At 73.6% G+C, this 24,503-nt stretch carries 20 protein-coding genes; 11 read left to right on the top strand and 9 right to left on the bottom strand.

What is annotated here, in order from left to right; translation table 11 throughout:
- Positions 1 to 78 precede the first annotated feature (78 nt).
- From SM611_RS02205 to SM611_RS02175, 7 genes are all read left to right on the top strand, one after another.
- On the top strand, positions 79 to 399 hold the full coding sequence (locus SM611_RS02205) for a WXG100 family type VII secretion target (RefSeq protein ID WP_346044929.1): 321 nt from the start codon (positions 79 to 81) through the stop codon (positions 397 to 399).
- A 42-nt stretch (positions 400 to 441) separates the two neighbouring features.
- Positions 442 to 729 carry a WXG100 family type VII secretion target gene (locus SM611_RS02200; protein ID WP_371945021.1) on the top strand — a complete coding sequence of 96 codons (288 nt, stop codon included), beginning with the start codon at positions 442 to 444 and terminating at the stop codon, positions 727 to 729.
- Between the two features lie 162 nt (positions 730 to 891).
- Positions 892 to 1,287, top strand: coding sequence for a hypothetical protein (locus SM611_RS02195; protein WP_371947066.1), 396 nt, complete (start codon positions 892 to 894; stop codon positions 1,285 to 1,287).
- Positions 1,288 to 1,317: 30 nt separating this feature from the next.
- Complete coding sequence (locus tag SM611_RS02190; protein ID WP_371947065.1) at positions 1,318 to 2,583, top strand: WXG100 family type VII secretion target; 1,266 nt, start codon at positions 1,318 to 1,320, stop codon at positions 2,581 to 2,583.
- Positions 2,584 to 2,686: 103 nt separating this feature from the next.
- On the top strand, positions 2,687 to 4,051 hold the full coding sequence (locus tag SM611_RS02185; protein ID WP_371947064.1) for a S8 family serine peptidase: 1,365 nt from the start codon (positions 2,687 to 2,689) through the stop codon (positions 4,049 to 4,051).
- Between the two features lie 236 nt (positions 4,052 to 4,287).
- Positions 4,288 to 4,683: a hypothetical protein gene (locus tag SM611_RS02180; RefSeq protein WP_371947063.1), complete on the top strand. Its 396-nt coding sequence runs from the start codon at positions 4,288 to 4,290 to the stop codon at positions 4,681 to 4,683.
- 76 nt (positions 4,684 to 4,759) lie between these two features.
- Positions 4,760 to 6,337, top strand: coding sequence for a MinD/ParA family ATP-binding protein (locus SM611_RS02175; protein WP_371947062.1), 1,578 nt, complete (start codon positions 4,760 to 4,762; stop codon positions 6,335 to 6,337).
- Between the two features lie 39 nt (positions 6,338 to 6,376).
- Here the strand turns inward: SM611_RS02175 and SM611_RS02170 are convergent, their stop codons facing one another.
- Positions 6,377 to 7,171: a hypothetical protein gene (locus SM611_RS02170; protein ID WP_371947061.1), complete on the bottom strand. Its 795-nt coding sequence runs from the start codon at positions 7,169 to 7,171 to the stop codon at positions 6,377 to 6,379.
- A gap of 175 nt (positions 7,172 to 7,346) precedes the next feature.
- On the opposite strand from SM611_RS02170, the gene SM611_RS02165 reads away from it, so the two are divergent.
- The gene (locus tag SM611_RS02165; RefSeq protein ID WP_371947060.1) at positions 7,347 to 7,817 is read left to right on the top strand and encodes a hypothetical protein; all 471 of its coding nucleotides are present in this window, start codon (positions 7,347 to 7,349) and stop codon (positions 7,815 to 7,817) included.
- Positions 7,818 to 7,850: 33 nt separating this feature from the next.
- On the opposite strand, the gene SM611_RS02160 is transcribed toward SM611_RS02165, so the two are convergent.
- Both SM611_RS02160 and SM611_RS02155 read right to left on the bottom strand, forming a co-directional pair.
- Positions 7,851 to 9,275, bottom strand: a complete 1,425-nt coding sequence (locus SM611_RS02160; RefSeq protein ID WP_371947059.1) for a DUF1266 domain-containing protein — start codon at positions 9,273 to 9,275, stop codon at positions 7,851 to 7,853.
- A 122-nt stretch (positions 9,276 to 9,397) separates the two neighbouring features.
- Positions 9,398 to 10,339 carry a DUF6177 family protein gene (locus tag SM611_RS02155; protein WP_371947058.1) on the bottom strand — a complete coding sequence of 314 codons (942 nt, stop codon included), beginning with the start codon at positions 10,337 to 10,339 and terminating at the stop codon, positions 9,398 to 9,400.
- A 125-nt stretch (positions 10,340 to 10,464) separates the two neighbouring features.
- Here SM611_RS02155 and SM611_RS02150 point away from each other — a divergent pair, with 125 nt between their 5' ends.
- Positions 10,465 to 11,907: an LCP family protein gene (locus tag SM611_RS02150; protein WP_371947057.1), complete on the top strand. Its 1,443-nt coding sequence runs from the start codon at positions 10,465 to 10,467 to the stop codon at positions 11,905 to 11,907.
- A gap of 159 nt (positions 11,908 to 12,066) precedes the next feature.
- Entirely contained in the window at positions 12,067 to 13,035 is a 969-nt protein-coding gene (locus SM611_RS02145) for a glycosyltransferase (RefSeq protein WP_371947056.1), read from the top strand.
- 43 nt (positions 13,036 to 13,078) lie between these two features.
- Here the strand turns inward: SM611_RS02145 and SM611_RS02140 are convergent, their stop codons facing one another.
- On the bottom strand, positions 13,079 to 16,219 hold the full coding sequence (locus SM611_RS02140; protein ID WP_371947055.1) for a beta propeller repeat protein: 3,141 nt from the start codon (positions 16,217 to 16,219) through the stop codon (positions 13,079 to 13,081).
- A gap of 91 nt (positions 16,220 to 16,310) precedes the next feature.
- The gene (locus SM611_RS02135; protein ID WP_371947054.1) at positions 16,311 to 17,816 is read right to left on the bottom strand and encodes a sulfatase family protein; all 1,506 of its coding nucleotides are present in this window, start codon (positions 17,814 to 17,816) and stop codon (positions 16,311 to 16,313) included.
- 116 nt (positions 17,817 to 17,932) lie between these two features.
- Between SM611_RS02135 and SM611_RS02130 the strand changes: the two genes are divergently transcribed.
- Positions 17,933 to 19,408, top strand: coding sequence for a family 43 glycosylhydrolase (locus SM611_RS02130; RefSeq protein WP_371947053.1), 1,476 nt, complete (start codon positions 17,933 to 17,935; stop codon positions 19,406 to 19,408).
- Here the strand turns inward: SM611_RS02130 and SM611_RS02125 are convergent.
- Genes SM611_RS02125 through SM611_RS02110 form a run of 4 tightly spaced genes read right to left on the bottom strand, consistent with a single transcriptional unit; the run spans position 19,390 to position 24,402 of the window.
- Positions 19,390 to 20,922, bottom strand: a complete 1,533-nt coding sequence (locus SM611_RS02125) for a glycosyltransferase family 39 protein (RefSeq protein WP_371947052.1) — start codon at positions 20,920 to 20,922, stop codon at positions 19,390 to 19,392. The two genes, SM611_RS02130 and SM611_RS02125, sit on opposite strands and share 19 nt — an antisense overlap.
- Positions 20,919 to 21,836 carry a glycosyltransferase gene (locus SM611_RS02120; protein ID WP_371947051.1) on the bottom strand — a complete coding sequence of 306 codons (918 nt, stop codon included), beginning with the start codon at positions 21,834 to 21,836 and terminating at the stop codon, positions 20,919 to 20,921. The genes SM611_RS02125 and SM611_RS02120 overlap by 4 nt, the downstream gene beginning before the upstream one ends.
- A gap of 32 nt (positions 21,837 to 21,868) precedes the next feature.
- Positions 21,869 to 23,056: a hypothetical protein gene (locus SM611_RS02115; RefSeq protein ID WP_371947050.1), complete on the bottom strand. Its 1,188-nt coding sequence runs from the start codon at positions 23,054 to 23,056 to the stop codon at positions 21,869 to 21,871.
- Positions 23,057 to 23,064: 8 nt separating this feature from the next.
- Positions 23,065 to 24,402, bottom strand: a complete 1,338-nt coding sequence (locus SM611_RS02110) for a hypothetical protein (protein ID WP_371947049.1) — start codon at positions 24,400 to 24,402, stop codon at positions 23,065 to 23,067.
- Between the last annotated feature and the right edge of the window lie 101 nt (positions 24,403 to 24,503).

The following is a 24,503-nucleotide window of genomic DNA, read 5'->3' as shown; positions in this document are numbered from 1 at the left end:
GGCAGTTGGTGTTGGCCCGGCGCCTCTGTTCCGGACCGCCTCGCGGGTCAGGACGATACGAGTCACTGGAGGTGACTGATGGGGCAGCAGTCTGCCGTCGACAGAGCGGCAATGAAGCAGGCCGCGGACGACATCGACGCATCCGCGAACATCATCAAGGGGCTGCAGACGCAGCTCGAGGGACACAAGCAGCAGGTCCGCTCGGCCTGGGAGGGTAACGCCTCCATGGCCTTCGAGTCGGTGTTCAACCGGTTCAACGAGGACTTCGGCAAGGTCCTTCGGGCGCTGGAGGGCATGCATCAGAGCCTCGTCCAGACGAAGATCACCTACGAGTCCAAGGAAGAGATGTCGGAGCAGGCCGTGAACAAGGTCCAGTCCTTGCTCAACGGCACGACCTGACCGGGCTTGTAATTAGGTGACAAAGGCTGGAGAAGGAGAAACATGAGCTACACGAGAGCCAATTTCGGCGGCCTCAGCGAGGGTGAGGCCCAGTTCAGCCAGGCCGCGCGCGCCCTGATGGACGAGCTGAACGACCTGGAGGGCAAGCTCCGGACGAAGCTCAACCAGTGGGAGGGCTCCGCCCAGGAGGCCTACTGGGTCTTTCAGAAGCAGTGGGACGGCGCCGCCAAGGACATGCAGAACGTCGTGGCGCAGCTGGGTCTGGCCATCCGTGACGCCCACGACAACTACCAGCAGGCCGAGCGCAGCAACCAGGGCATCTGGGGCTGATCGGACGTTCGACGATGGCTCACCCTGTAACTCCTGGGTGAGATGGCCCTGGCCGTGCACGCGGCCAGGGCCTGCTTCGCCGCACCGGGCCCGACGGGGGAGAAGTGCCGTCCTGTGTCCCGGACAGTCGAAGAGCACGAGACTGACAGGAGGTAAGCGCACATGGCACCCAAGGCACCAGGCGGTGGCGGCGGTTCCTACCCGAAGAGCCTGCCCACGACCGGCGGCGCAGAGATCAAGATCAACCACGACACGCTCAACGACATCGTGAAGAAGCTTGAGAAGGACCTGCACGATCTGAAGTCGAAGCGCTACAGCGACAAGATCGAGGACGACACGCCGCCGGAGGCGGCGATGGGCGACTATGACGCCGGCCGCGGTATCTACGGCACCGTGACGGCGGCCCGCGACTCCATCGGGGGCACGTTCAACCAGTTCATCACCGCCTACGAGCAGGTGATCGAGGCCATCCGGGCGTCGGACAAGACCCACAAGAAGGCCGACGACGCTTCCGAGCAGGGTGTGAGAGCGGCCGGCTCCCCGCACACGGCGATCTGATCGACACACGACGGGAGAGGGTGATCACCAGTGGGCCAAGAACAGAAGATCAGACTCGATCGGATCCAGACCGGTGACGAGGGCACTGGCGGCTTCTTCAACAAGCTCAAGGTCTGGGAAGACCATTTTGACAAGGTCAAGAAGGTCGTCGACAGCATGCAGCCCGCCAAGGTGGACACTGCCGCGACGACCTATGGCGCTGTCGCCAAAAGAATGGACGACTCCGTAGGCCTGATCTACAACCAGGCGACGCGGATGGTCGAGGCCTGGGGCGGCAAGGACGCCGAGAAGGCCATGGACCAGATGAACAAGGCCTACCGTCAGGCCCAGGAGATCCAGACCAAGTCCAGCACCACCAGCCAGGCGCTGGCGGCGCACGCCAAGTCCCAGCGGGGCTGGCAGCAGGCGTACGGCAGCGGCAGCGCCATGGACAGCTGGGTCAAGGACGCGGTCAACTGGGGCGAGCGGGCGCTCGCCCTCAACCCGACCACCGCACCCGCCGCGATCGGCAGCCTCATCGGGAACAACTACGGTGCCGAAGACGCGATGAACGCCATCAACAACGGCACGGTCGACTCCAACAACAACTTCCCCCGCGGCATCGTGCAGGACATGCCGCAGGCCGACCCCCGGCTCGGGGAGACGGACCCCATAACTCCCCCGGGGACCGGCAAGCCTCCCGGTTCCCCGAAGATGCCGGGCGGCCCGGGCAGCCCCGGCGGCCCCGGCGACGTTCCGGGTGGGCCTGGCGGCCCCGACCTTCCCAGCGGCCCCGGTGGGCCCGGTGGTCCGGGTGACATCCCAGGTGGCCCTCCAGGTGGCCCTGGTTCGGACATCCCCGGTGGACCGAACGGACCCGGCCTCCCGGGCGGCCCGGGCGGTCCGGACCTGCCTGGCGGGCCCGGTGGGCCCGGCGGTGGTATCCCCGGCACCGACCTGGCCAGCCTGCCTCCGGGCGGCGGCCCGGGCGGCGGTCCCGGCCTCGGCGGCGGCGGGATGCCCGGCGGTGGCCCCGGCCTCGGTGGCGGCGGCCTCGGTGGGGGTCCAGGCGCCGGCCCAGGTGGCCTGGGCGGCGGCCTCGGCGCCGGCCCGGGCGCCTTCGGCGCGGGCCCCGGCGCGTTCGGCAAGAACGCGCTCGCGGGCAAGGGCGGCATGGCCGGAATGGGAATGCCGATGGGCGGTGCCGGTGCTCGCGGTGGCGGCGACGGCAACGAGCACGAGCGCAGCACGTGGCTGACCGAGGACGAGGACGTCTGGGGCGGCGACGACGACACCGCACCACCGGTGATCGGCTGACGCGGTAGAGACGTCAGGTGACGAGCATGACGCATCGGCAGGCCAGGTCTAACCTGGTCTGCCGATGCGTTTGTAAACGGAAGGCAGTGGGCGAGGAGTGCTGATGCTGCGACGGGCTCGGAAGATGGCCGCTTCGACCGTGGCCGTGTTCATCTTGGGTGCGGTCGCCTGGCCTGGCGTAGCGGCAGCAGCTCCCCAGCCGCGGTCGGACGAATGGTGGTTCAAGTCCTGGGGGGTTCAGAGCCACCTATGGCCGCTGTCCACGGGCAAGGGCGTTACGGTCGCGTTGATCGATACGGGCGTCCAGGCGAACTTGCCGGATCTGCAGGGCGTCGTGTTGCCCGGCACGAACGCGGAGGACGGCAGCGGCGACGGCCGGCAGGACGTGGACCCGTTCAAAGAGTCTCCCGGCCACGGTACGGCGATGGCGTCCCTGATCGCCGCCCAAGGAAGCGGTACTGGACTCGTCGGAGTAGCGCCGGACGCGAAGATCCTTCCGATCGTCGCGCAGAGCCAGGCCGCCTACGCCAAGGGCATCCGGTACGCGGTGGACCATGACGCACAGGTGATCAACATCTCGCAGGGGCTTCCCGGCTCCTGCCCGACGGCCGTGCAGGAGTCCATTGCTTACGCGTTGGGCAAGGATGCGGTGATCGTCGCGTCGGCGGGCAACGATGGCAACGGGGCTAATTCGAGTACTTCTCCCGCCAACTGTGCGGGCGTTCTTTCGGTGGGCGCGGTTGACGCGAGTTTCAAGCCGTGGGAGAAGACGCAACGACAGCCGTACGTGAAAGTCGCCGCCCCCGGCGTCGACATGCGCGTCGTCCTCAGGGACGGGAAGCTTTATCGAGGTCGTGGCACGAGTGACGCGGCGGCCGTGACGTCGGGGGCCGTGGCGATCATTCGGGCGAAGCATCCCGATATGAAGAACCGCGAGGTCGTGCGGCAGCTCATCGCCTCGGCGATGGACGTCCATGAGAAGGGCAAGGACGACGAGACCGGGTACGGGATCATCCGCCCGTACCGTCCGCTCGCGGGGAAGGCGCCGAAGAGCGGCGCGAATCCGGTGTTCGACGAGTTCGACCGGTGGATGAAGGTCCACCACCCGGTGGGCGGCAAGTCGGGTGCTCCGGCGGCGTCGAAGGAAGACGACTCGTCCTCCTCGTCCGTCTTCATCGTGTGGGGCGCGATCGCCGCGGGCCTTCTGGTGATGTGCGTTGTCGTGTTCTTCTTCACCCGGCGTAAGCGTGGCGGGCCGCCGCCGCCCCCGATGGGTCCCGGCCCCGGTTATGGGGCTCCGCCGGGATTCGGGCAGCAGCAGCCACCGGGCGGGCAGTATCCGCCGGGACCGCCTCCGGGCGGCCAGCCGCAAGGCCCCCCGCCGGGCGGGCAGCCCCAGTTCCAGCCGCATCCGCCTGCGCCGGGACAGCACCCGGGCCAGGGCGGCCCGCCGGCGCCGCCCCGGTAGCGCAGGCGGCAGAGCAGCCCACCGGCACCGGCGGACGGCGCCTGTGGGCGGGATGACGGCGTTCGTCAAAGGCGGTTTCGTTAATTGTCACGATTTACCGCGCAGTCTTCCTGGTTCGTGACATCATGAGCGCTCATTGACCGGGGGCGGGCGGTTCTGGTCGTCCTGTTGAATTCGCCTTTCCAACGCGGTCGTCCACCACATGGATGTGCAGTCAAGTCGGCAGGGGAGAGGCCATGAAGAAGGTCCTGTTCGTTCCGGTCGCCGCGGCCGCGCTGGCGTTGGGCGTCAGTGCGTGCGGGGGCTCCGACGACGATGCGGGCGACGCGGCGCCCCCGACCGCCGCGAGCACGTCGGCGACCCAGACGGGCGGCGCCACCCCCGCTCCCAGCGCGACCGACAACGGCGGCGGGACGCCGAAGGACGGTGCGACGCTCACCCCGGTGCAGCGGGAGATGCTGACGAAGCTCCGGGACTGCATGGTCAAGAAGGGCTACGGTATGCCCGAGGTGACGCCGGGGAACCCCGTCATGGCGCCGACGGACAAGAACGGCAAGAGTGACGAGCAGGTCAACAAGGACGCGGCCCAGTGCTTCGCGCAGAACCGGCCGACGCTCCCGGCGGGAGGCTGACGCGCATTCCCCGAACGCCGGGAGGCCGCGGTGACCCCCGGACCTCGTAGGCTGTCGTGCGAGGAAAGGAGGCCGGGTGCCGGACTCTAGTTGGCAGCAGGCCGTCCTGCGCGATCTGGGCTTCGCGCAGCGGGGACTGCAGGTACCGGACGCGGTGACGGCCGTGTCCGGGCAGCCCGCCTGGGGCGCCGAGTCGCCGCCTCTGCCGGTTCCGGAGCCGCAGCCCGCCGTGGCCCCCGGCGTGATGCCGGAACCGGTTCAGATGGCCCCTCAGCCGCAGCCCGCGCCGGTCCAGGCGGCCCCCGAGCCGCCCCCGCCGCCTCCGCCGCCCTCGTTCCCTCCGCAGGCCGAGGCGCCCTCCCAGGCGGGTGCCGAGATCCCGCCTCCGCCGCCTCCCCCGCCCTCGTTCTCCCCGCCGGGCCACGAGGACGTCGAGCCCCCGCCGCCGGCCCCGATCATGCCCGAGGCCCCTCCGCAGCCGCCCGTGGACGCGCCGCCCGAGCAGCCCCGGCCCGAGCCACCCCAGCCCGAGCCACCCCAGCCCGAGCAGCTCCAGCCGGAACAGCCGCCGGCGGTCGCGCCGCCGACGCATTTCGACTTCGACTGGGCGGCGGCGGTGAACCCGCTCATCGGAGTGGACACCACGGACGTCCCCGTCGGCCCGGCCGGTGAGCAGGACGCCGCGAGCCCGGCCGTGCCGGCGCCCGCCGACCCGCTGCCGCAGGCGCAGGGCCCCGCGGGTGCGGCGCCGGCCGTCCCGGCGGAGGAGCTGGTCCGCAAGAACCAGCACGGCGACCCGCTGGCGCGCCGGATGGGCCGCAACGTCCGCAGGGCCGTCGGCGGCGGGTCCCGCGAGGCGCGGGAGATGTCCGCGTTCCAGGAGCTCATGCGGCAGCCGGTGCCGGGCACCCGGCAGATCGCGGTGGCGAGCGTGCGCGGCGGCGCGGGCAAGACGACGATGGCGGCGCTGGTCGCGACCGAGCTGGCCCGGCACCGCCAGGACCGGGTGCTCGCCGCCGACGCCGACGCCGAGCTGGGCTCGCTGCCGCTGCGCCTCGGCGTCCGCACGCAGCTGTCGCTGTTCGACCTCGCGGGGCAGAACCCGCGCACCTTCGAGGAGGCGGCGCGGTACCTCACGCGCACCCCCGAGGGCCTGTTCGTGCTGTCGTCGACGCGGGGCGGGCGCATCGCGGGCGAGTTCACCCTGGAGACGTTCCAGAACGCCCTCAACGTGGTGACCCGCTACGTCGGCTCCGTGGTGATCGACTGCGGCGCCGGCATCCTCACCGAGCTGAACCGCGGCGTCGTCGCCCACTCGCACGGCCTGGTCCTCGTCACGCCGGGCACGGTGGACGGCGCCCTCAGCGCGCGCGGCGCGCTCGAATGGTACGCCGCCAACGACCAGCAGGACCTGCTGCGCCGGACGGTCATCGCGATGGTCTCGCACGCCCCGCAGGTGGGCGCCGACCTGCACCGGGCGCACCAGATGCTCGCCGCGTGGGGCCTGCCCGTGGTGTTCGTGCCGTACGACCGGCACCTGGCCACCGGCAGTTCGGTCGACATGACGAAGGTGTCCGCCGCCGCCCGCGCCTCGGTGACCCGCGTCGTGCACGAGGTGTTCGCTCGGGTGCTGACCGCCGGCGCGGGACGCTGACCTGAGCGCGCTCCCGCCGCTCCCGCCGCTCCCGCCCGTTCAGCCGGTCCAGATGAGGACGTTGGTGACCTCCACGCCGAGTTCGCCGGCGGTGGCGAAGACGCTGCCGGTGCGGCCGCCGGTCGCGGCGCCCGTCGCCCAGTAGGACTGGGCGTAGATCACGCGCGAGCCCTGCGTCCACGACCGCGTCCAGTACGCCGGGTCGGGCCGGGGCTGCGGCAGGCCGCTCGCGTCGGACGGGGTGAGCAGCAGCGGCCAGCCCTTGTCCTCGGTGGCCCGGCTGACGCTGCTCGCCGCCGACGGGCTGGACAGCGTCAGGATCGACACCGACGTGATGATCTTCTTGGCCGGGTCGGCGTACACGGCCGAGTACATCGGCCCCGTGCAGGGGTGCGAGCGCAACTCCGTGCGCAGCCGGGCGTTGGCGCGGCCGGTGCACGATGCGGTGCGGGTACCGGCCCGGGTGAACGTGTTGCCCTTCGCCGTCTCGATGGTCGTCGACAGGACCTCGGACAGGTCCCCGGTCGTCCCTGCCGAGCGGGTGGGCGTCGGCGCGGGGGAGTAGGTGGGCGTCGGCGGCGAGTAGGGCGTGTAGCTGGGGAACGCGGTCGTCCGGCCGTCGTCGTCACCGCTCACGATGAGGAACGTCCCGACGCCGATCACGGCGAGGACCACCACCACGCCGATGATCAGCAGGGGGACCAGGGCGCCTCCGCCGCCGCGGCGCGGTGGCGGCGGGAACCCCGGGGCGCCGTAGGGGCCGGGCGGGCCGGGCGGGCCGGGTGGGAAGCCCGGTCCGCCGGGCGGCGGGCCCGGGTGCTGAGGGGGGTACATGGTCGCTCCGTGCCGGTACTCATGCGGGGTGGCGGAAAGATCGGCCCAGAGTACCGGGCGGAACATGGCTTTATCGCGATGAATGGTAGTTATGTCGCGGGAGGCACCCTCGTCCCGTGGGCAGTGCGTCCGGATCTCTCATAAAGTTGCGGGGGAGAGGGGAGGCAGGTGACCGATGAGCAGTGACCTGGTGGCGCTGGTACGCCGCAGCCCGGACGTGCACGCCGTGGCCGACGGCATGATCGCCATGGGGGAGCCGCTGGAGCTGCGCGGCGGGGAGCCCGAGCCGACCCTGCTGTACGACGCCGGAGGCCGGCTGCTCGTCTCGATCGAGGACGCGGTGCAGGTCTCCGCGCAGAGCGAGATCCGCCGCCTGCTCGGCGCCGAGTTCGCCGACCGGGTCGGCGTGCCGGTGTGGTGGGTGGACGTCCGCGCGGTCGCCGACCTGCCGGACGCGATGCGGGTCGCCCGCGCCTTCGCCGACTCCCTCGTCCGCTGGTGCGGCGGGACCGTCTACCCGGACGGCGCGAGCGACGCCCCGGCGCGCAGCTGGCGGGCGTCCGACCACGGCGACGACCCCGTCGGCAGCGCCCCGTCGCCCGGCGGCCTGCCCGGGGACGCCTACCAGGGCGGCGTGATCGGCTGACCGCGCCTCCGCGAGGTCACGTCCAGTCGCGGGTCAGGTCCAGTCGCGGGTCAGGTCCAGGTCCCACGGGACGAGGTTCCAGGGGCTGCGCGGCTCGGTGGCGAGGTCGTCGACGAGCCGTTCGTAGTCGGCCTGCCCGCCCGCGGCGCTGCCCGACCAGAGCATCCGGCCCTGCAGGTAGCAGGTGCCCATGTCCCGCCAGGACGAGTACCGCCGCTGGATGTCGATCGCCAGCGGGAGCATCCGCTCCCAGCAGTACTCCTCGGTCAGCCACCCCACCATGTGGCCCCAGCGGTAGAGCATCAGGGCGCGACCGTAGTCCCAGATGAGGAGGCGGTCCACGTTGGCGCGCAGCGCCGGGTCGGCGAGGGCCTCCAGCCGGTGCAGCTCCTCGGTCGCGTGGCTGCGGTCGTTGAAGAGCTGGTGGAGGAACTGGGCCAGCTCGGCGCCCTCCTCGCTGGCGTCCGCGCCGGGCTCGTCGCGCAGCAGCGCCGGGACGAGCCGCGCGTACGAGCCGCCCTCGTCCCCGTACCGGACGCGGACCAGCTCGATGAGCCGCTCGACGAACGGCGGTTCGAGCCGGTCGCCGGCGATGAGGTCGTCGACCTCGCGCAGCAGCGCGCCGTACTCCTCCTGCGCGGCGGGCGACCGGTCGGCGAGGTGGGCGTCGTGTGCGAAGCCGGCGCGGTGCCCGTCCTGGACGAGCCAGTTGACCGCGGCGAGGAGCTGTTCGAGGTCGTAGGCGCCCCACGGGTCCTGCAGCAGCTCGTGGGCGGTGCGGCGGTCGGCGGCGGTGCCGGACTCGCCGGGCGCGGTGCCGAGCCGGTCGACGCGGAACCCGTTGACGGCGCCGTAGGGCGCGCCCGCCCCGATGATCCAGCGCTGCACCGGGGTGAGGCCGCCGTGCGGCGGGACGCCGGTCGGGCCGGTGCCGGCGATCAGCGCCCAGAGCCGCCGCTGGAACTCCGCGGCCTGCCGCTCCTCGCTGTCGAAGAACCCGGCGACCTGTTTGCGCAGCGACGGGTGCCGGACGTAGAGGCGCCGGAAGAACGGCCCGTTCTTCCACACCAGGTGCTCTGGCCGTAGGTCGCCGAACGGGATGCGGGTCCGCCGGTGGACGAGGGCCTGCTCGTCGAACCGCAGCTCCAGGTACGACCACAGCTCGGCGAACGGAGTGAAGCGCCACAGCAGCAGGAAGCAGCCCACCACGCCGAGCAGCGCGGCGCCGGGCGCGAGCGCCCAGCGCGCCTCGTCCTGGAGCCCGGCGAGGGACAGCACGGCGCCGCCGAGCAGCAGCGCCACGCCGCCGATGACGAAGCCGAGGAACCAGCCGGTGGTGATGACGAGGGACCCCTCGATGCGAAGGACGGCCTCGTCGTCGTCGAACTCGAAGGACCCTTCGGCGAGCGTCCCCTCGACGGCCTGCTCAAGCGCGTCGAGCCCACCGGGCATCCCCATGGGCAGGACCGTACATCATCACTTCCGGGTAGATCATCGGCCCGCCGAGGTATGTGCGGCGTTTGTCTCCTCTGAGGGTGACCGGCACCGGTGGCCGGTTCAGGACGCCCGGAGACGCGGGATCACGACGCCTGGAGATGCTGCATGAGCATGCTGTGCCGCTGCCAGCCGTCCGGGGAGCGGCCGTCGCCGAGCGGGAAGAACGTCAGCGGGGCGCGCGGCGGGCCGACCTGCTGGCCGGGGATGCCGTTCGGGCCGGTCGCGGCGCCCGCGACGGCCAGCGCGATCGGGGCGGGCGCGCCCGTCCAGCGCGGCTCGGTGGTCAGGTCGGCGCGGCCGGGGGTGACCTGCACGAACAGCGACGAGATCGGCTGGTCGGCGGCCAGTGCGCCGACGAGCGAGGGAAGGTGCTGCAGGGGCGGCGGGTCCTCGGGCGCGTAGCCGACGGTGACGGTGCTGACCTCGGCGACCGCGCCGCCCTCGCCCGCCGTGTAGTCGCAGATCGCCTGCGCGGGGCGCGGGCCGTCGCCGCCGACGACGAGGCGGACGGTGGAGCGTCCGCGCGCGTACTCGGTGAGCCGGTCGCGGCGCCACGGGTGCTCCAGCGGCTCGGCGGGGCCGAGCCCGGCCGGGTACTTGCCGGTGAGCAGCTGCAGGAGGCGCTCGACCGTCCCGGCGAGGTCGCCCTCGGCGCCGTGCCTGACCCGGTAGACGAGGGTGAGCTGCGAGCCGATCGGCGCGGTCGGGCGGGTGGTGAACCCGGGCGCGTAGTCGCGGGCCTCAGGGACGGGGACGAACGTCCGCCCGCCCCACTTCATCGGCCGTCCGGTCAGGCCCTCGTAGTAGCCGTCGCCGTTGCGCACGATCCACTGCACGTCGTCGCCGGACGCGGCGGTGCGCATCGGGAGCGTCAGCCGGGACTCCAGCGGCGTGACGAGCTGCAGGGTTCGGCCGGACTCGGCGCACTCGCCGAGGGCCCGGTTCAGCCAGGCGCTCAGCGGTACGACCGGCCGGTCCTGGAGGACGACCATCGCTTGGTCGGTCAGCGCGTCTACGGTGCTCATCTCGACCGGGAGTCTAGTCACCGGAGCGGGTCCGCGGCCGGTCGGCCGGGCGGCCGGATCGCCGGGGCCGCGGAGTTTTCCGTGGCCCCCGTGACCCCTGTCCATTCTGTGCTGAAATGTTACGGATGCAGCGAGCCGCCGCGCCCTCCCGCGTGTACTACGCGGACAACGCCCCGCCGCCACCGGAGCCGCCGGTGCGGGGGCGTCTGTGGCGCGTGCTCGGCGGCCTCTCGGTCGTGCTGTCGGTCGCCCTCGTGGCGGGCAGCCTCACCGCGTACGGGTTCTGGCGGCGGCTGGACGGCCAGATCGACCGCGAGCACGTGGAGGGCAGGCTCGGCGAGAACCGTCCGCCCAAGCTGAACAGCTCCCTGAACATCCTGCTGATGGGGTCCGACAGCCGCGCCGGGGAGAACGCCCGCTACGGCGAGGAGGCCGGGCAGCGCTCCGACACGACGATCCTGCTGCACATCTCGCCCGGCGGGGAGAGCGCCATCGGCATCAGCTTCCCGCGCGACTCGATGGTGCAGATGCCGCCGTGCAAGAGGAAGAACGGGACGACGGTCCCCGCCCAGTTCGGGATGATCAACGCGGCGTTCTCCAACGGCGGCCCGGCCTGCACCTGGCGCACGATCGAGTCGCTCACCAAGATCCACATCGACCACTACGTCGAGGTCGACTTCGCCGGCTTCAAACGGGTCGTGGACGCGCTCGGCGGCGTCGAGATCTGCGTGCCGCGCCGCATCGACGACCCCAAGGCCGAACTGCACCTCAGGGCGGGCAGGCAGGTCGTGCACGGCGACCAGGCGCTCGGCTACGTCCGCACCCGCTACGTGCTCGGCGACGGCTCCGACCTCGACCGGATCAAGCGGCAGCAGGCGTTCATGGCCTCGGTCGTCAAGAAGGCCACCGACAAGGGCATGCTCACCGACCCGGGACGGACCTACGACTTCCTCTCCGCCGCCACCAAGTCCATCAAGGCCGACGACCGGCTCACGCTGTCGGTGATGCAGAAGCTCGCCGGGTCCCTGCGCGGGATGAGCGCCGGGAAGGTCCGGTTCGTCACCGTGCCGGTGCAGGCGTACCCGCAGGACAAGAACCGCGTCCAGTTCGACCAGGCGCTCGCGGAGCCGCTGTTCAAGGCCGTCCGGGAGGACAACAAGCTCCCCGACCCGGCCCCCGCCACGCCGGTGCCCGCGCAGAACGCGGTGCAGCCCGTCCCGCCCGAGCAGGTGAGGGTCGGCGTGTTCAACGCCTCCGGCGAGACCGGCCTCGCCCAGCGGACCGCCGACCAGCTCGGCGAGCGCGGCTACCGCGTCGTCAAGGTCGGCAGCAGCAAGAAGAAGTACTCCCGCACCATGATCCTCTACGGCGCGGGCGCCGAGCGGCAGGCCGCGCGGCTGGCGATCGCGGTCCCGGGGCACCCGCCGCGTCCCTGGCGGTCCGCACGGCCCGGCTACGTGTACCTCGTCATCGGCAATGACGGCGCCCGGCTGCGCGGGCTGAAGGCGGCCGTGCCGAAACTGGCCGGCGAGATCCGGGCGGACCGCGACATCTGCGCTCGGACCTGATGTGGCCGCGCAACACCGGTATCTTGGCCCGCGCCAACCATTAACGCGACCAAAGCGTCCCTACTAGGACGGCCAAGCTCTTACCCCCCGACCCTGGTCCGACGAGCCGCCCTCCCCGCACCGTGCTCCGCCGGCCGCACAGCTCCCCGGAACGGACGCATGCAGCCCGAACCATTCACCCTGTTGATGACCGTCTACGGCGGCGACCAGGCGGAGCATGTCCGGGACGCGTTCCGCAGCGCCGTGCAGCTGCAGACCCTGCGTCCTGACCAGGTAGTCCTCGTCCAGGACGGTCCCGTCCCGCCCGAACTGGCGGACTGCCTGACCGAGCTCGTCGCCGGGAGCTCGGTGAAGGTCGAGTTCGTCCACCTGCGGCACAACCGCGGCCTCGGTCCCGCCCTCGACGCCGGCCTGCACGCCGCCCAGCACGACATCGTCGCCCGCATGGACGCCGACGACGTCTCCATGCCGCACCGCTTCCAGACCCAGGTCCCGCTCGTGCGCGCGGGCGCCGACCTCGTGGGCGCCGGCCTCCTGGAGTTCGGCACCGACGTCACCGACATCGTCGGCCAGCGCATCCCGCCGAGCGACCCCGCCGACATCGCCCGCTACTCGCGCCTCCACGACCCGTTCAACCACCCGACCGTCGTCTACCGGCGCAGCGCCGTCGTCGCCGCCGGCGGCTACGGCGACCTCCCGCTGATGGAGGACTACTGGCTGTTCGTCCGCATGATCGCGAACGGCGCCCGGATGGTGAACGTCGCCGAGCCCCTCGTCTACTACCGCGTCGGCGAGGGCGCCTACGAGCGCCGCGGCGGCCGCGACCTGCTCCGCTCCGAGCTGCGGCTGCAGCGCGAGATGCTCCGCGAGGGCTTCATCTCCCAGCCGCAGTACTGGCGCAACGTCATGGTCCGCGGCGGCTACCGGCTCGTCCCCACGGCGATCCGCAAGCCCTTCTACCGCGCCGTCGTCGCCCCCTACGGCGCCCGCCGCAACCGCTCCCGCGACCGCGACGGCACCCCGGCGGGCGCCCTCAGCTACATCCCCCGCCACGCCCGCCGCCCCGACCAGCCCCCGTCCACGCTCGTGGAGCCGCCGACCCAGCCGCCGGTTCAGCCCGGCGGCTGAGCGCCCGGCCGCCGCCGCTGAGCGAGCGGCCGGGCCGGGCGGGTCAGTTCGGCCGCGACCACAGGACGGGCTGGTCGCCGTTCGCGTCGGCGCTGCGCCCCACCCCGAGCAGTGTGTTCCCGAAGGACGCCAGACCGGTGATCTGCTGGTCGCCGACACCCTCCAGACCCGTGCCGCCGGGCGTCTCGGCCTTCCACGCGACGCCGTCCGGGGACGTCCACGACACGACGTCCGTGGCCCCGGGACGCCCGGTCGTGCCGGTCGCCGCGAACCCCTTGGGAGTCGCCGCGAGCGCGGTGACGTTGACGAGCGTCCCGGCGCTCGGGGACGTGATCGGGCGCCACGTCCGGCCGGCGTCGGTGGAGACGTAGCCGAGCCAGTCCAGTCCCTTCGACGTCGCGGCGATGCCCGCCGCGACGATCGTGCTCTCGCGGGCGGCGACGTGCGTGAAGTGGGCCTCGGTCACCCCGGACGGCAGATCGAGCTGCTGCAGCGTCCACCGCTTGCCGTCGGGCGACATCCACACGGACGGGTGGTTGCCCTGGCCGTCGCGGCTGCCGCCGACGGCGGCGAACCCGAACGGGCCGGACGCGACGTCCAGCATCCAGCGCGGGGTGCCCTTGCCCCCCGTCATCATCTCGGGGTCCGCGCCGGTGCCGTGCGCCCAGTTCTTGAGGTCGGACGAGAACCAGGTGGCCACCGAGTAGCCCTGCACTCCGACGACCACGTAGCCGCTCGCGCCGGCCGCCGCCGCGTAGGTGACGGGCTGGCCGGACTTGTCGGCGCCGAACGCGGCGGCCGCGTCGGCGGCCTGCCACGTCGCGCCGTCGTTCGAGGTGACGACGAGCGGGCGGCGCGGCGCGGCCTGGTCGTAGCCGACCGCGACCCACCCCGACGTGCCGGCGGCGACGTCGTTCAACTGCTGCGGCCCCGGCCGGGTGAACGCGGCGCCGAGCCCCTGCGCCTGCTTCCACGTGCCGCCGTCCTGCGACGTCCACACGGCGGCGTCGCCGCTCGCGCTGCCCACCGCGACGGCGAGGCTCCCGGTCGCGCCGACGGAGCGGAGCGAGTGGTCGGGCCGGACCGCGCCGGGGATCTTCGCGAGGTCGAGGGGGACCGCGGTGCCGCCCGCGTCCCAGGCGCCGAGCACCGCGTTGGTGTCGCCGCCGCCCGGCTCGTGCCCGACGACGACCGCCAGGCCGCCGGACACCGCCGCGCCCGCGATCTCCCGGCCCGGCTTCGACTCCGCCGTACCGGCGTCCTGCCAGCTCCGGCCGTCCGTGCTCCGCGAGAGCAGCGTGTCGCCGCCCCGGACGACCAGGGCGGTGAAGCCCTGGTCGTCGACGGCGATCCCGCTGGTCCTGCGGTATCCGGACGTGGTCAGATTTCCGGCCTCGGACCAGCTCTTGCCGTCCTTGGACAGGAACGCCCGGCCGTAGAGCTTGCCGGACGCCTTGATCTCGCGCATCGCGACGAAGCCGGCCGCGCCGCCGCCGATCATCAGCCCGCGGCTGCCCTTCGGCACCGGGACCTCCGACGTCGCCCAGGTCCGGCCGCCGTCGTCGGAGCGCCACACCTTCCGGTACGGGCCGGGCTTCTTGGAGTCGGGCGTGACGAGGCCCTCCAGCAGGATCACGTCGCCGCTCGCGGCGGCCTCGACCAGGGAGAGCCCGGCCTCCTGGACGTCCAGGCCGGTCTGGTCGCCGATGCGCGCCTCCCACCGGCGGCCGTCGGCGGACAGCCACACGCCCGGCTGGGCGTCGCTGAAGTCGCCCTTCGGCGAATGCTCGCCGATGGCCATGAACCCCTTGCCGGTACCGACGATCCGGCTTACCCGGTCGTTCGCTCCGAAGACGTCGCCGACGGCGTCGGGCTGCCTGCGCCACTCGCGTCCGTCGTCGCTGGTCCACACGGCGCCGCCGCCTCCGGCGCTGCTGCCGATGGCGACCCAGCCGCGGGACGAGCCGCCGACCGCCGCCGGCACCCCGCCGGGCGGCGCGACACCGCCGTCGGTGCCCTGCTGCGGGACGTTCTCGAAGGTGCGGCCGCCGTCGACGGAGACGAGGAAGAGGCCGCGGGCGTTCTGCGGGTCGGTCTCTCCGCCGACCGCGACCACGGTGGAGCCGATCGCCGCGGCACCGGTGAGCTGCTGGTCGCGGCCGTCGGTGCCCGCCGCGCCGTCGACGGGGAACATCGCCCCGGCCAGCTTGGCGCCCTCGCCGCCGCCGTCCGGGTCGGAGTCGAGCAGGCCCGGCACCACGACCGCGGCGGCGGCGACCAGCGCCACGACCGCGAGTCCCGCCGTGCCGATGAGCAGAGGCTTCTTGAGGCTCCTGCGGGGCTTCTTCGGCTTGCCCTGCGCCGTCCGCCACGGTTCGTCGATCACCGGCGGCGGTGCGGCGGGCTGGGCGCTCTCGTGCGGGGCCGCGGGCGCGGCGGGCACCTGCTGCGCCCAGGGGAACGGCTCGGCCGCCGGGGGCGTGCTCGGCGCACCGGGGATCTCCTGCGCGAACGGGAACGGCTCCGGGGCGGGACGCGCCGGCGCGGCGGGGATCTCCTGCGCCCACGGGAACGGCTCGTGGGCCGGAGGGCTCTGCGCGGGCGGGGGCTGCGCGGCCGGCGGCCGCGCAGCCGGCACCGGCGCGTGCGGAGCCTGCGCGGGGGGTGCCTGCGCGGGGGGTGCCTGCGCGGGGGGTGCCGGCGGGGCGGGCGGCTGCGGGGCCGGTGGCAGCGGCGCCGGTGGCTGGGGCGCGGGGGCTTGGGGCGCGGGAGGCGGCGGCGTCGGCGGCCGCGGTGCCGGCGGCTGTGCGGGTGCCTGCGGGGCGGGCTGCACCTGCGTCGCGTCGGGCATCTCCTGCGCGAACGGGAAGGGCGGCGGCGCGGGGATCTCGGCGGGCGCCTGCGGAGCGGCCTGAGCGCCGCCGTCCTGCTCGAACCTGAACTCGAGCATGGTGCGGTCGGCGACCTCCGCCTCGCCGGCGTCGTCGGCGGGGGCCTCGGCCTCGGCGGCGGGCGGTTCGGCCGGACGTCCCCGGACCGGCTCGTCGTCCCCGGGAAGGAGCGGCCCGGCGGGGGCGCCCTGGTCGTCCAGCCAGCGCGGCGGTGGAGGCGGGAGCTGAGCCGGCTGCCCGGGGTCGGGACGTTCCGCCTCGTGGCCGTCGTCCGGCTTTCCGGTTGGAGTCACGCCCGTTCTCCCCGTATCCGCTCACCCTGTACGTCCGCCTGCGTCGCCGCAGTCGTCAGCGATGATAGCGGCGCATAAGGGACGCGAGCCTTCACCGGCTCCGGCCGGCGTCGGCGCATTTCGCGCCCGTGCAGTGCGTCAGCGCGTACAGCAGATCGGACAGATGGCGCCGGCGCTGCTCCGGCAGCGATCCGGCGATGTTCGTCAGCTCGTGCGGGTCGTGGGCGCGGTCGTAGTACTCGCGCTCTCCGTCGGCGTACTCCACGTAGAGCATGTCGTGCGTGCGGAGCGCGTTGTAGGTGGTGGGCGCGCCGGGCGCGGAGTCCTGTCGGTCGGGGTCCTGCGGGGACGGCGCGGGCTTGACGTGCTCGATGAGCGCCGTCTCGCGCCAGTCCGGCGGGGTGCCGCCGCGCAGCAGCGGCACGAGCGACCGGCCATCGGTCTCGGCGGGCGGGCGCACGCCGGCGATCTCCTGGAACGTGGGCGCGAGGTCGGTGTTCTGCGCGATCTGCCCGGCGGTGCGGCCGGCCGGGACGTCCGGCCCGGTGAAGACGAACGGCACCCGGACGTCGGTGTCGAACGCGGTCATCTTGCCGCCGGCGAGCCGGTGCTCGCCCATGTGGAAGCCGTTGTCGGAGCCGAACACCACGTAGGTCTCGCGATCGATGCCGAGTTCCTTCAGTGTTGTCCGGATCCGGCCGACCATCTCGTCCACCGACTGGACCATCCGGACCCGGTCGCGGAAGCCCGCGTCGATGCGGCCGATCCCCGGCCTGCGCAGCTTCGGATGCGATCGCAGCCAGGACGGCTTGTCGCGGATGTCCGGCTCGTTGAACGACGGCGAGCGGGGTGCCCGAAGCCCGGCGAACTGCCCGGCGTGCCGCGGCGCCGGGACGAACGGCCCGTGCGGCGCGAACGTCGCTATCTCCATGAAGAACGGCTGCGCGGACCCCCGGGACCGCTTGATGAAGTCCACGCCCTTGCCCGCCAGCACATCGGTCAGGTAGTCCTGCGGCCGGGCGCCGTAGTGGACGAGCCGGCCGTTCTCGTTCAGGTTGTAGTCGTACTCCGGGTAGCCGTTGCCGCTGACGTACCACTCGCTCCAGCCCGGCGGCACGTAGGGCTTCGTGCCGCCCCCGGTGTCGTCGGGCTGGTAGCCGTTCATGTACTTGCCGAGCAGCGCGGTGCGGTATCCGGACTTCTGCAGGGACGGCGCGAACGACGCCTGCTCGCCGCCGTTCCTCTTGAACACCTCGTAGCCGCCGAGGGGCGGGAAGTTGGTCCGGACCCCGGTGTTGTGCGGGTACCGGCCGGTGAAGATCGTGGCGCGGGAGGTGCAGCACAGCGAGTCCGCGACGATGAAGTTGCCGAGCGTGAGCCCGTCCCGCTGCATCTGGAGCACCTGCGGCATGTGCGCCACCAGGTTCCAGGAGAGGTCGTCGGTGAGGACGAAGACGATGTTCGGCTTCTTCGGCGCCTTCGTCGCCCTCCCGTTCTTCGCGTCGCCGGAGGGGCCGTCGTCCTGGAGGCTGCAACCGCCCAGCCCGACCGCGGCGATCAGGCACAGGACGGCCGCCAGCCGCCGATGTCGGATCACCGTTCGCGCCCCCTCCACGATGCACTCGCCGGGCAAGCGTAACGATCCGGACGCGGGAGCGCGCATCCGGCGAGGTTCGCCGGGCCGCACGGGTTGTTGGCATGATGCCGGTTGAGATGAGGAGAACGGACGGGGAACTGCCGACGCTCGCGGCCCTGACGCCGCTGGTGGCGGGGGCCGCGATCAGCGCCGTGATCGCGCTGGTCATCGGGCTGGCCGTCTCCTGCCTGCCGTCCGCCGACGGGACGGCCACGCGGCCCTCGCGGGGGCCCGCCGGGGCGTCCAGGCCCCCGATCCCCAGCCCGGCCGGATCCCCGGCGCCGCTCGACCCGCCCGGCTACTCGCCGGTCAAGCCGGTGATCGACGGGTCGTTCGCCGACCCGACCGTGATCAAGGTGGCCGGGAGGTACTTCGCCTACGGCACCAACAACGCGGACGCGACGATGCCCGTCGCGACGGCTCCGTCCCCGACCGGGCCGTGGACGCCGTCCCCGGGCGACGGCCTCGCGCGGCTCCCCGGCTGGGCCGCCGCGGGCTGGACGTGGGCGCCCGAGGTCGTCCCGCCGCAGGGGGGTTCGCGGTCCTACGTGCTGTACTTCTCCGCGCGCCGCAAGGACAGTGACCACCAGTGCATCGGCGTCGCGACGGCCTCCTCGCCCGCCGGCCCGTTCGTCCCGCTGGAGGGCGGGCCGCTGGTGTGCCCGCTGGATCTGGGCGGAGCCATCGACCCGGCCTCCCACATCGAGGCGGACGGCACGCGCTACCTGCTCTACAAGAGCGACGCGCGGGCGACGGCGGCGATCTACCTGGTCCGGCTGAGCCCGGACGGGCTGCGCCTGGCCGGCCCGGCGAAGCAGATCATGGGCCGCGGCGCGGACGAGCCCGTCCTGGTGGAGGCGCCCGACCTCGTCCGGCGCGGGAACCGGTACGTGCTGCTCTACGCGGCGGGCTGGTACTTCAAGTCGAACTACCAGACGCGGTACGCGACGGCGCCGTCCATCGAGGGGCCGTACACCAAGGGCGGGCCCATCCAGTCGACCGGCCAGTACGGCGGGGCGGTCGAGGGGCCGGGGAGCGCGGACGTCCTCAGCGACGGGACGGGCGACTACCTGGTCTTCCACGGCATCCTCGACCACCACGGCGGCTCCCGGGTGACGCGCGGCATGTACGTCGCCCGGCTCGGCTGGGACGGTGCGCGCCCCGTCGCCCGGGGCGTCCCGGTCCGCTACGAGGCGGAGCGAGCGCGGCTGAACGGCTGCGTGTCCGCGGTCGGGCGGCGGGACGCGTCCGGGGGGAGTGTGATCGGCCCGTTCGCCTCGGCCGACTGCCGCGTGGACGTGCCGGTCTTCGCGCCGGCGGCCGGGAAGTACACGGTCCGGACGCGGTACGCGAACGGTTCGGGGGGCGACGCCTTCCTGGAGTTCTTCGTCAACGGGTCCGCCGCGCCGCCCGTGCGGCTGAGCGCGGCGAAGGGCGCCGGCTGGGCCTCTGTCACCGCGCAGGCCGAGCTGGCCGAAGGTTGGAACACGCTCAGCCTGCGCCGGCTGGACGGGCAGGGCCAGGGGCAGATCGACTACTTCGAGGTCCGGTAGGGGCCCGTCCGCTCGTACAGGACGAGCCGCCCGCCCCGGAACGTCCAGGTCCCGGCGATGCGCCAGGGCCCGGCGGCCCGCACGGCGGCCTCCCGCCGGTCGACGACCGGCTCGTGCGGGTAGAGGGCCCGGTGGTCCATCACCCACACGCGCCCGGCTCCGGCCAGCCGCGGGCCCAGCTCGCGGGGGAGGAGGTCGCGTCCCTTGAGATTCGCGGCGGCCACCGGCGACCGGCGCGCGCCGACGTCGTCGAGCCCGCCGAAGGCGTCCGGATAGGCGGAGGCGCTCCAGCGGGCGGCGCCCGCGAGGTAGACGACGGCGTCGCCGGGGCGGGCGCGGGCCCGGACGGCGTCCGCGGCGGCGCGCGTGTCGTCCGGCCGGCTGTCCTGCCGCCGGGCGTGCGCGTGCTCCGGCAGCGTCGGGACGACCAGCGCGGCCGCGGCCGCCGCCAGCACCGCCGCGCCGGCCGCCGGACGGCCCAGGGCGGCGAGCCGGGCGAGCCCCGCCCCGGCGAGCAGCGCCGCCCCGGGCACGCAGAACACCGTGTACCGGTACATGAACACGGGGTCGGCCAGGACCGACATGACGAGCATGAGCGCGGGCGGGACGACGAGCCAGGGCAGTGCGACGGCGGTGAGGGACGCGGTGCCGCGCGACCGGATGCCCGCGGCGGCGCCGGCGGCGGCGAGCGCCAGCAGGGGAAGGACCGCCCATCGGCCGCCCGCGACGAACTCGGCCAGCACCCGCACCGTGGTCCACGACGGTTCGGGCAGCCACTCCACCTGGAACTTCTGGTCCTGCGCGGCCAGCGCGAACATCGTCAGCGGTGCCGCGGCGAGTCCGGCGGAGACCAGCCAGCGCGCGAGCAGACCGGCGCGGGCGCGCGCGGTCAGCAGCGTGACGCCATGCGCCGCCAGCAGCAGGACGGCGTTCAGATGCAGCAGCCCCAGCAGGACGACGACCGGGGCGTACCCGGCGAACCAGCGCCAGGGGCGCCGCTCGTCGTCACCGGCCGCCCGGACGAGCAGATACGTCGCGAGGACGGCGACCGCCGTGACCATCGCGTAGGAGCGGGCCTCCTGCGCGAACCGGGTGACGGGGACGGAGACGGCGAACGCCAGGCCGCCCAGCAACCCCGGGACGGCGCCGAGGCATCTCCGGCCGATGACCGCGACGCCCCCGGCCGCGGCCGCCATCGCGAGCGCGCTGGGCGCCCGCATCGCGAGCTCGCCCGGACCGAAAACCAGCACCCACGGCCGCATCATCAGGTAGTAGAGGGCGTGCACGAGGTCGAGATGGTCGAAGACCCGGACCATGTCGCCGGCCGGCCGCGTCGTCATGCTGACCGTCGCGGCCTCGTCCAGCCAGAAGGAGGGCCCGCGGATCCCGGTGAGGGTGACGCCGAGCGTCACCGCGGCGGGGACGAGCGGCAGCCACCGTAAGGCGCGCCGGCGCTCGGCCGGGGCGTCCGCGTCCTCGGCGGTCTCCGGGAGGTCATGGGGCCTCGTGGTCATGGCGGGATCTCGACTCCCACGTCCCGGAGCAGTGCCGCCGTGGGCCGCGGGCGGCCGGTCAGCCCGTCCTTGATCCCGCGCGCCATCGCGCGGCGCAGCACCGACCGGTCCGAGGATCCGGCGAAGGTGCGGGACCAGCGGCGGAGCGTGGAACCCGCGTACAGGACGCGCTCCGCCGGCGCCAGCCCGGGACTGCCGGTGAACAGCCAGATCTTGTTGCGGACCTCGTAGTAGAAGCGGTCGCCGGGGTCGGCGTCGGCGCCTCCGAACTCCTTCGTGCGGTGGACGGCGACGCTGCGCGGGCAGAGCAGCCCGCGCCGTCCGCGCAGCAGCCGGGTCGTGAACTCGAAGTCGTCGTTCCACAGGAAGTAGTCGGCGACCGGAAGCCCGCGCTCCCGGACCAGGGCCGCGTCCACCAGCACGGACACGAAGGACGCGGACCGGATCGGCACGCACCCGGCCGCCTGGGCGACCCGCGTCTCGGCGGCCGTGGCGCGGGGCTTCGGGCGCGGTGTGTTCATGGGATGGGCGCGGCCGTCCGTCCACACGACCCGTCCGGCCACCAGCGCGGGCGGCCCGTCCTCGGCGGTCGTCGCCGCGTCGCGCGCGGCGAGCAGCTCTTCCAGGGCGGCGGGCTCGGGATCGGTGTCGTCGTCCATGAGCCAGAGGAGGTCGGCTCCGCCGCCGAGCGCGCGAGCCATGCCGGCGCCGAACCCGCCCGCCCCGCCCATGTTGCGGGGAAGCGTGAGCAGGTCCGCGCCGGGGAAGCGCTCGGCGACCATCGCGGCGGTGCCGTCCGCCGAGGCGTTGTCCACCACGACGACCCGGTCCGGCGGGCGCGTCTGGGCGCCGAGCGCGGTCAGCGCCACGGCCAGGAGGTCGCGCCGGTTGTAGGTGACGACCACGGCGGTCACCGACGCATCCGCCCGCGGCCCGGGGCCGGCCGTCACCGGCCGCGCCTCCCGGCGGCGCGGCGGGCCGCGCGCTGCAGCGCCGGGGACGGGTCCGCGGCGGCCTCGATGAGCTCCCGCAGGTTCTCCCGGACGTCGGCCAGCTCGCTGTGGAGATGGGCCAGCCCGATGCGTTCGCGCGCCATCGTCAGCTCCTCCAGCAGGTGCGCCACGACCTCGACGGACACGGTCGCGATCAGCTCGTCCGGGACCTCGCCCGGGAGGAGGCCCGGCGCGGGGTCCGGGGACGCCGCCAGTTCGGCGAGGTCGCCGGCCACGTGGTAGCCGGAGGCGCGCAGCGACGCCACGGTCTCCCGGGTGCGCGCCGCCGCCCACTGCGCGTGCCGGGCGGGCAGGACCATCCGGGCGCGGGCGGCTCCGCCGGTGCGGCCGTGCCCGAGGAGGTGCTCGCGGACGGCGTGCTCGTAGTCCTCGCCCAGCGCGGGACCGATCCGCTCGTTCAGCCGGCGCAGCAGTTCCGCGTCGACCGCCGTCAGCGGCTCGTCCGCCGGGATCCCGCCGATGTCGCACACGCCGGCACCGATGCCCGTCAGGTCGCGGAACCGGTCCCACAACACGCCGGCCTCCCCGCCGGGGCCGGGGACGGTGAGGACGTGGACGCGCTCCTGCGGCACGGCCGACTCCCAGGCGGCCAGCACCCGCACCGGGTCGTGCAGCCCCCAGAACATCTCGCCGTACGGTTCGGGGGCCTTGATGCCCAGCCTGACGAGGTCGTCCACGAAGCGCTCGAACGGGATCATGTGCGCATGGCGGATCTGCTCCTGCCAGTCGAGGATCAGCTGCCAGCCCAGGTCGCGGGTGGCGAACACCACGTGCACCTCGGCCGGTTCCAGCGCCGCCACCGCACGCTTGACCTGCTGCTCGGTCGCGCCGCCCAGCAGCCCTTGGGAGAACACCACGGTGGGCCCGTCCCAGTCGAGCGCGCGTTCGGCCATCCGCCGCCACGCGCCGTCCCAGCTCGGGTCGCGGCGTCCGCCCCAGCTCATCTCGCGCAGGTCCATCACGGCGCCGAAGTGCTCCTGCGGCCCCGCGATCGGATAGCAGACGCCGGCGTCGGCGAGGCGCCGCCGGTTGTCCCACAGCACCCGGTGCAGGAAGGCCGTCCCGGCGGTGGGCGCACCGACGTGCAGGTAGACCGCCTTGCCGGACCGACGTTCGCCCATGAGCGCGCTCACCCCGTTCTCGTCTCGGTCTCGGTTCCGGGCGCCGGCGGCGCCGCCCCGCCCTGCACCCTCCGGTAGGCGCCCCGGAGGCGGCGGACGGCCGGGTAGCGGTCGCCCGCGGTCCGCACCGCCCGCTCGACGAGCGGCGCGGCGTCGTGGGCCAGCCGGCCGGTGGTCTCCACCAGGTCGGCCGAGTCCCGCCGCAGCATCGCGATCCGGTCGCGGACGGGCACCTCGGCGCCGGGGACGGCGGAGGCGTCGTCCTCCTTCTGCTGGACGCGCCGCAGCAGCACCGCGATGGCATCGAGGCCGACATCCGCCATCTCCGCCCAGCGCGGATCGTCGGGGTCGGGCGCGGGCGGCGTCCCGAGCGCGGGGCCGGATGCGGCCATCGGCATCAGCTCGTACAGGTCGCCCACCACGTGGTACCCGGCCGCGCGCAGTTCCTCGGCCGTCTCGACGGCCCGCTCGGTCGCCCACGGCACATGCTCGGCCGGCAGCTCGATCCGGACCGGCGACGGCCGCCCGGCCAGGACGTGCTGGGCGAGGAAGAGCTTGACGTCGTCGTTGTAGACGTCCCAGCCGACCCGCTCGCCGAGCGCGGTGTTGAGACGGAGCAGGAACTGGGTCTCGGCCAGGCCGAGCGAAGGGTTGGCGAACGTGCCGGAGAGGTCGTAGTCGTCCGGGCCGAGCCCGGTCGCCGTGCAGAACCGCCGCCAGAGCAGGTCGCGGGGCGCGCCCGGCCGGGGCAGCGTGACGACGTGGACGCGTTCCGGCGGCAGGCCCGCTCCCCACCGCCCGAGCACCGCGACCGGGTCCTGGAGGCCCCAGAACAGCCGCGCGGTCTCGAACGTCCGCCAGTTGCGCCGCCGGAGGGCGGTCACGAACTCGGTGAACGGGGTGGTGAACCGGTTCTTGACGTCCTCCTGCCAGTGCGCCGGGATCTGCCGGCCGAGGTCGCGCACGGTGAAGACCACGTGCACGTCGGCGAAGTCGAGGTCGGCCATGGCCTGCCGGATCCACTCCGGCCGGGCCGGGGCGAAGAGCTCCTGCGAGATGATCGCGTTCCCGGACCAGTCGCGGACCTCGTCCACCAGGTCCCGCCAGGCCCCCCGCGTGCGCGGGTCGGACGCCTCGCGGAAGAACGTCCGGCGCAGGTCGAAGGCGGCCCTGACATGGGCGGAGAAGTCGGAGCCCGGATACAGGACGCCGTTCGCGCGCAGCCGTTCGCGGTTGTGCCACAGCACCTGCTGGAGGAACGTCGTCCCGCTTTTCGCGGCTCCGACGTGCAGGAAGACCGCTGGGCGCGCGCCGTGCGCCGTGCCGCCGAGCGTGGGGGAGACCACCGCGATCCTTGGGATTCCTGCCTTGGTACCGATGAAACCCCGGGTATCTTAGCCGGAATCCATACGTACGGACCGGTTGGTGCCGACGCGCGGCCCGGTCC

This window comes from Actinomadura monticuli, from assembly GCF_041463655.1.
GTDB classification, from domain to species: Bacteria; Actinomycetota; Actinomycetes; order Streptosporangiales; family Streptosporangiaceae; genus Spirillospora; species Spirillospora monticuli.
Note: the sequence above shows the minus strand (reverse complement) of the source record. Positions and strands in the feature narration are given on the sequence as shown.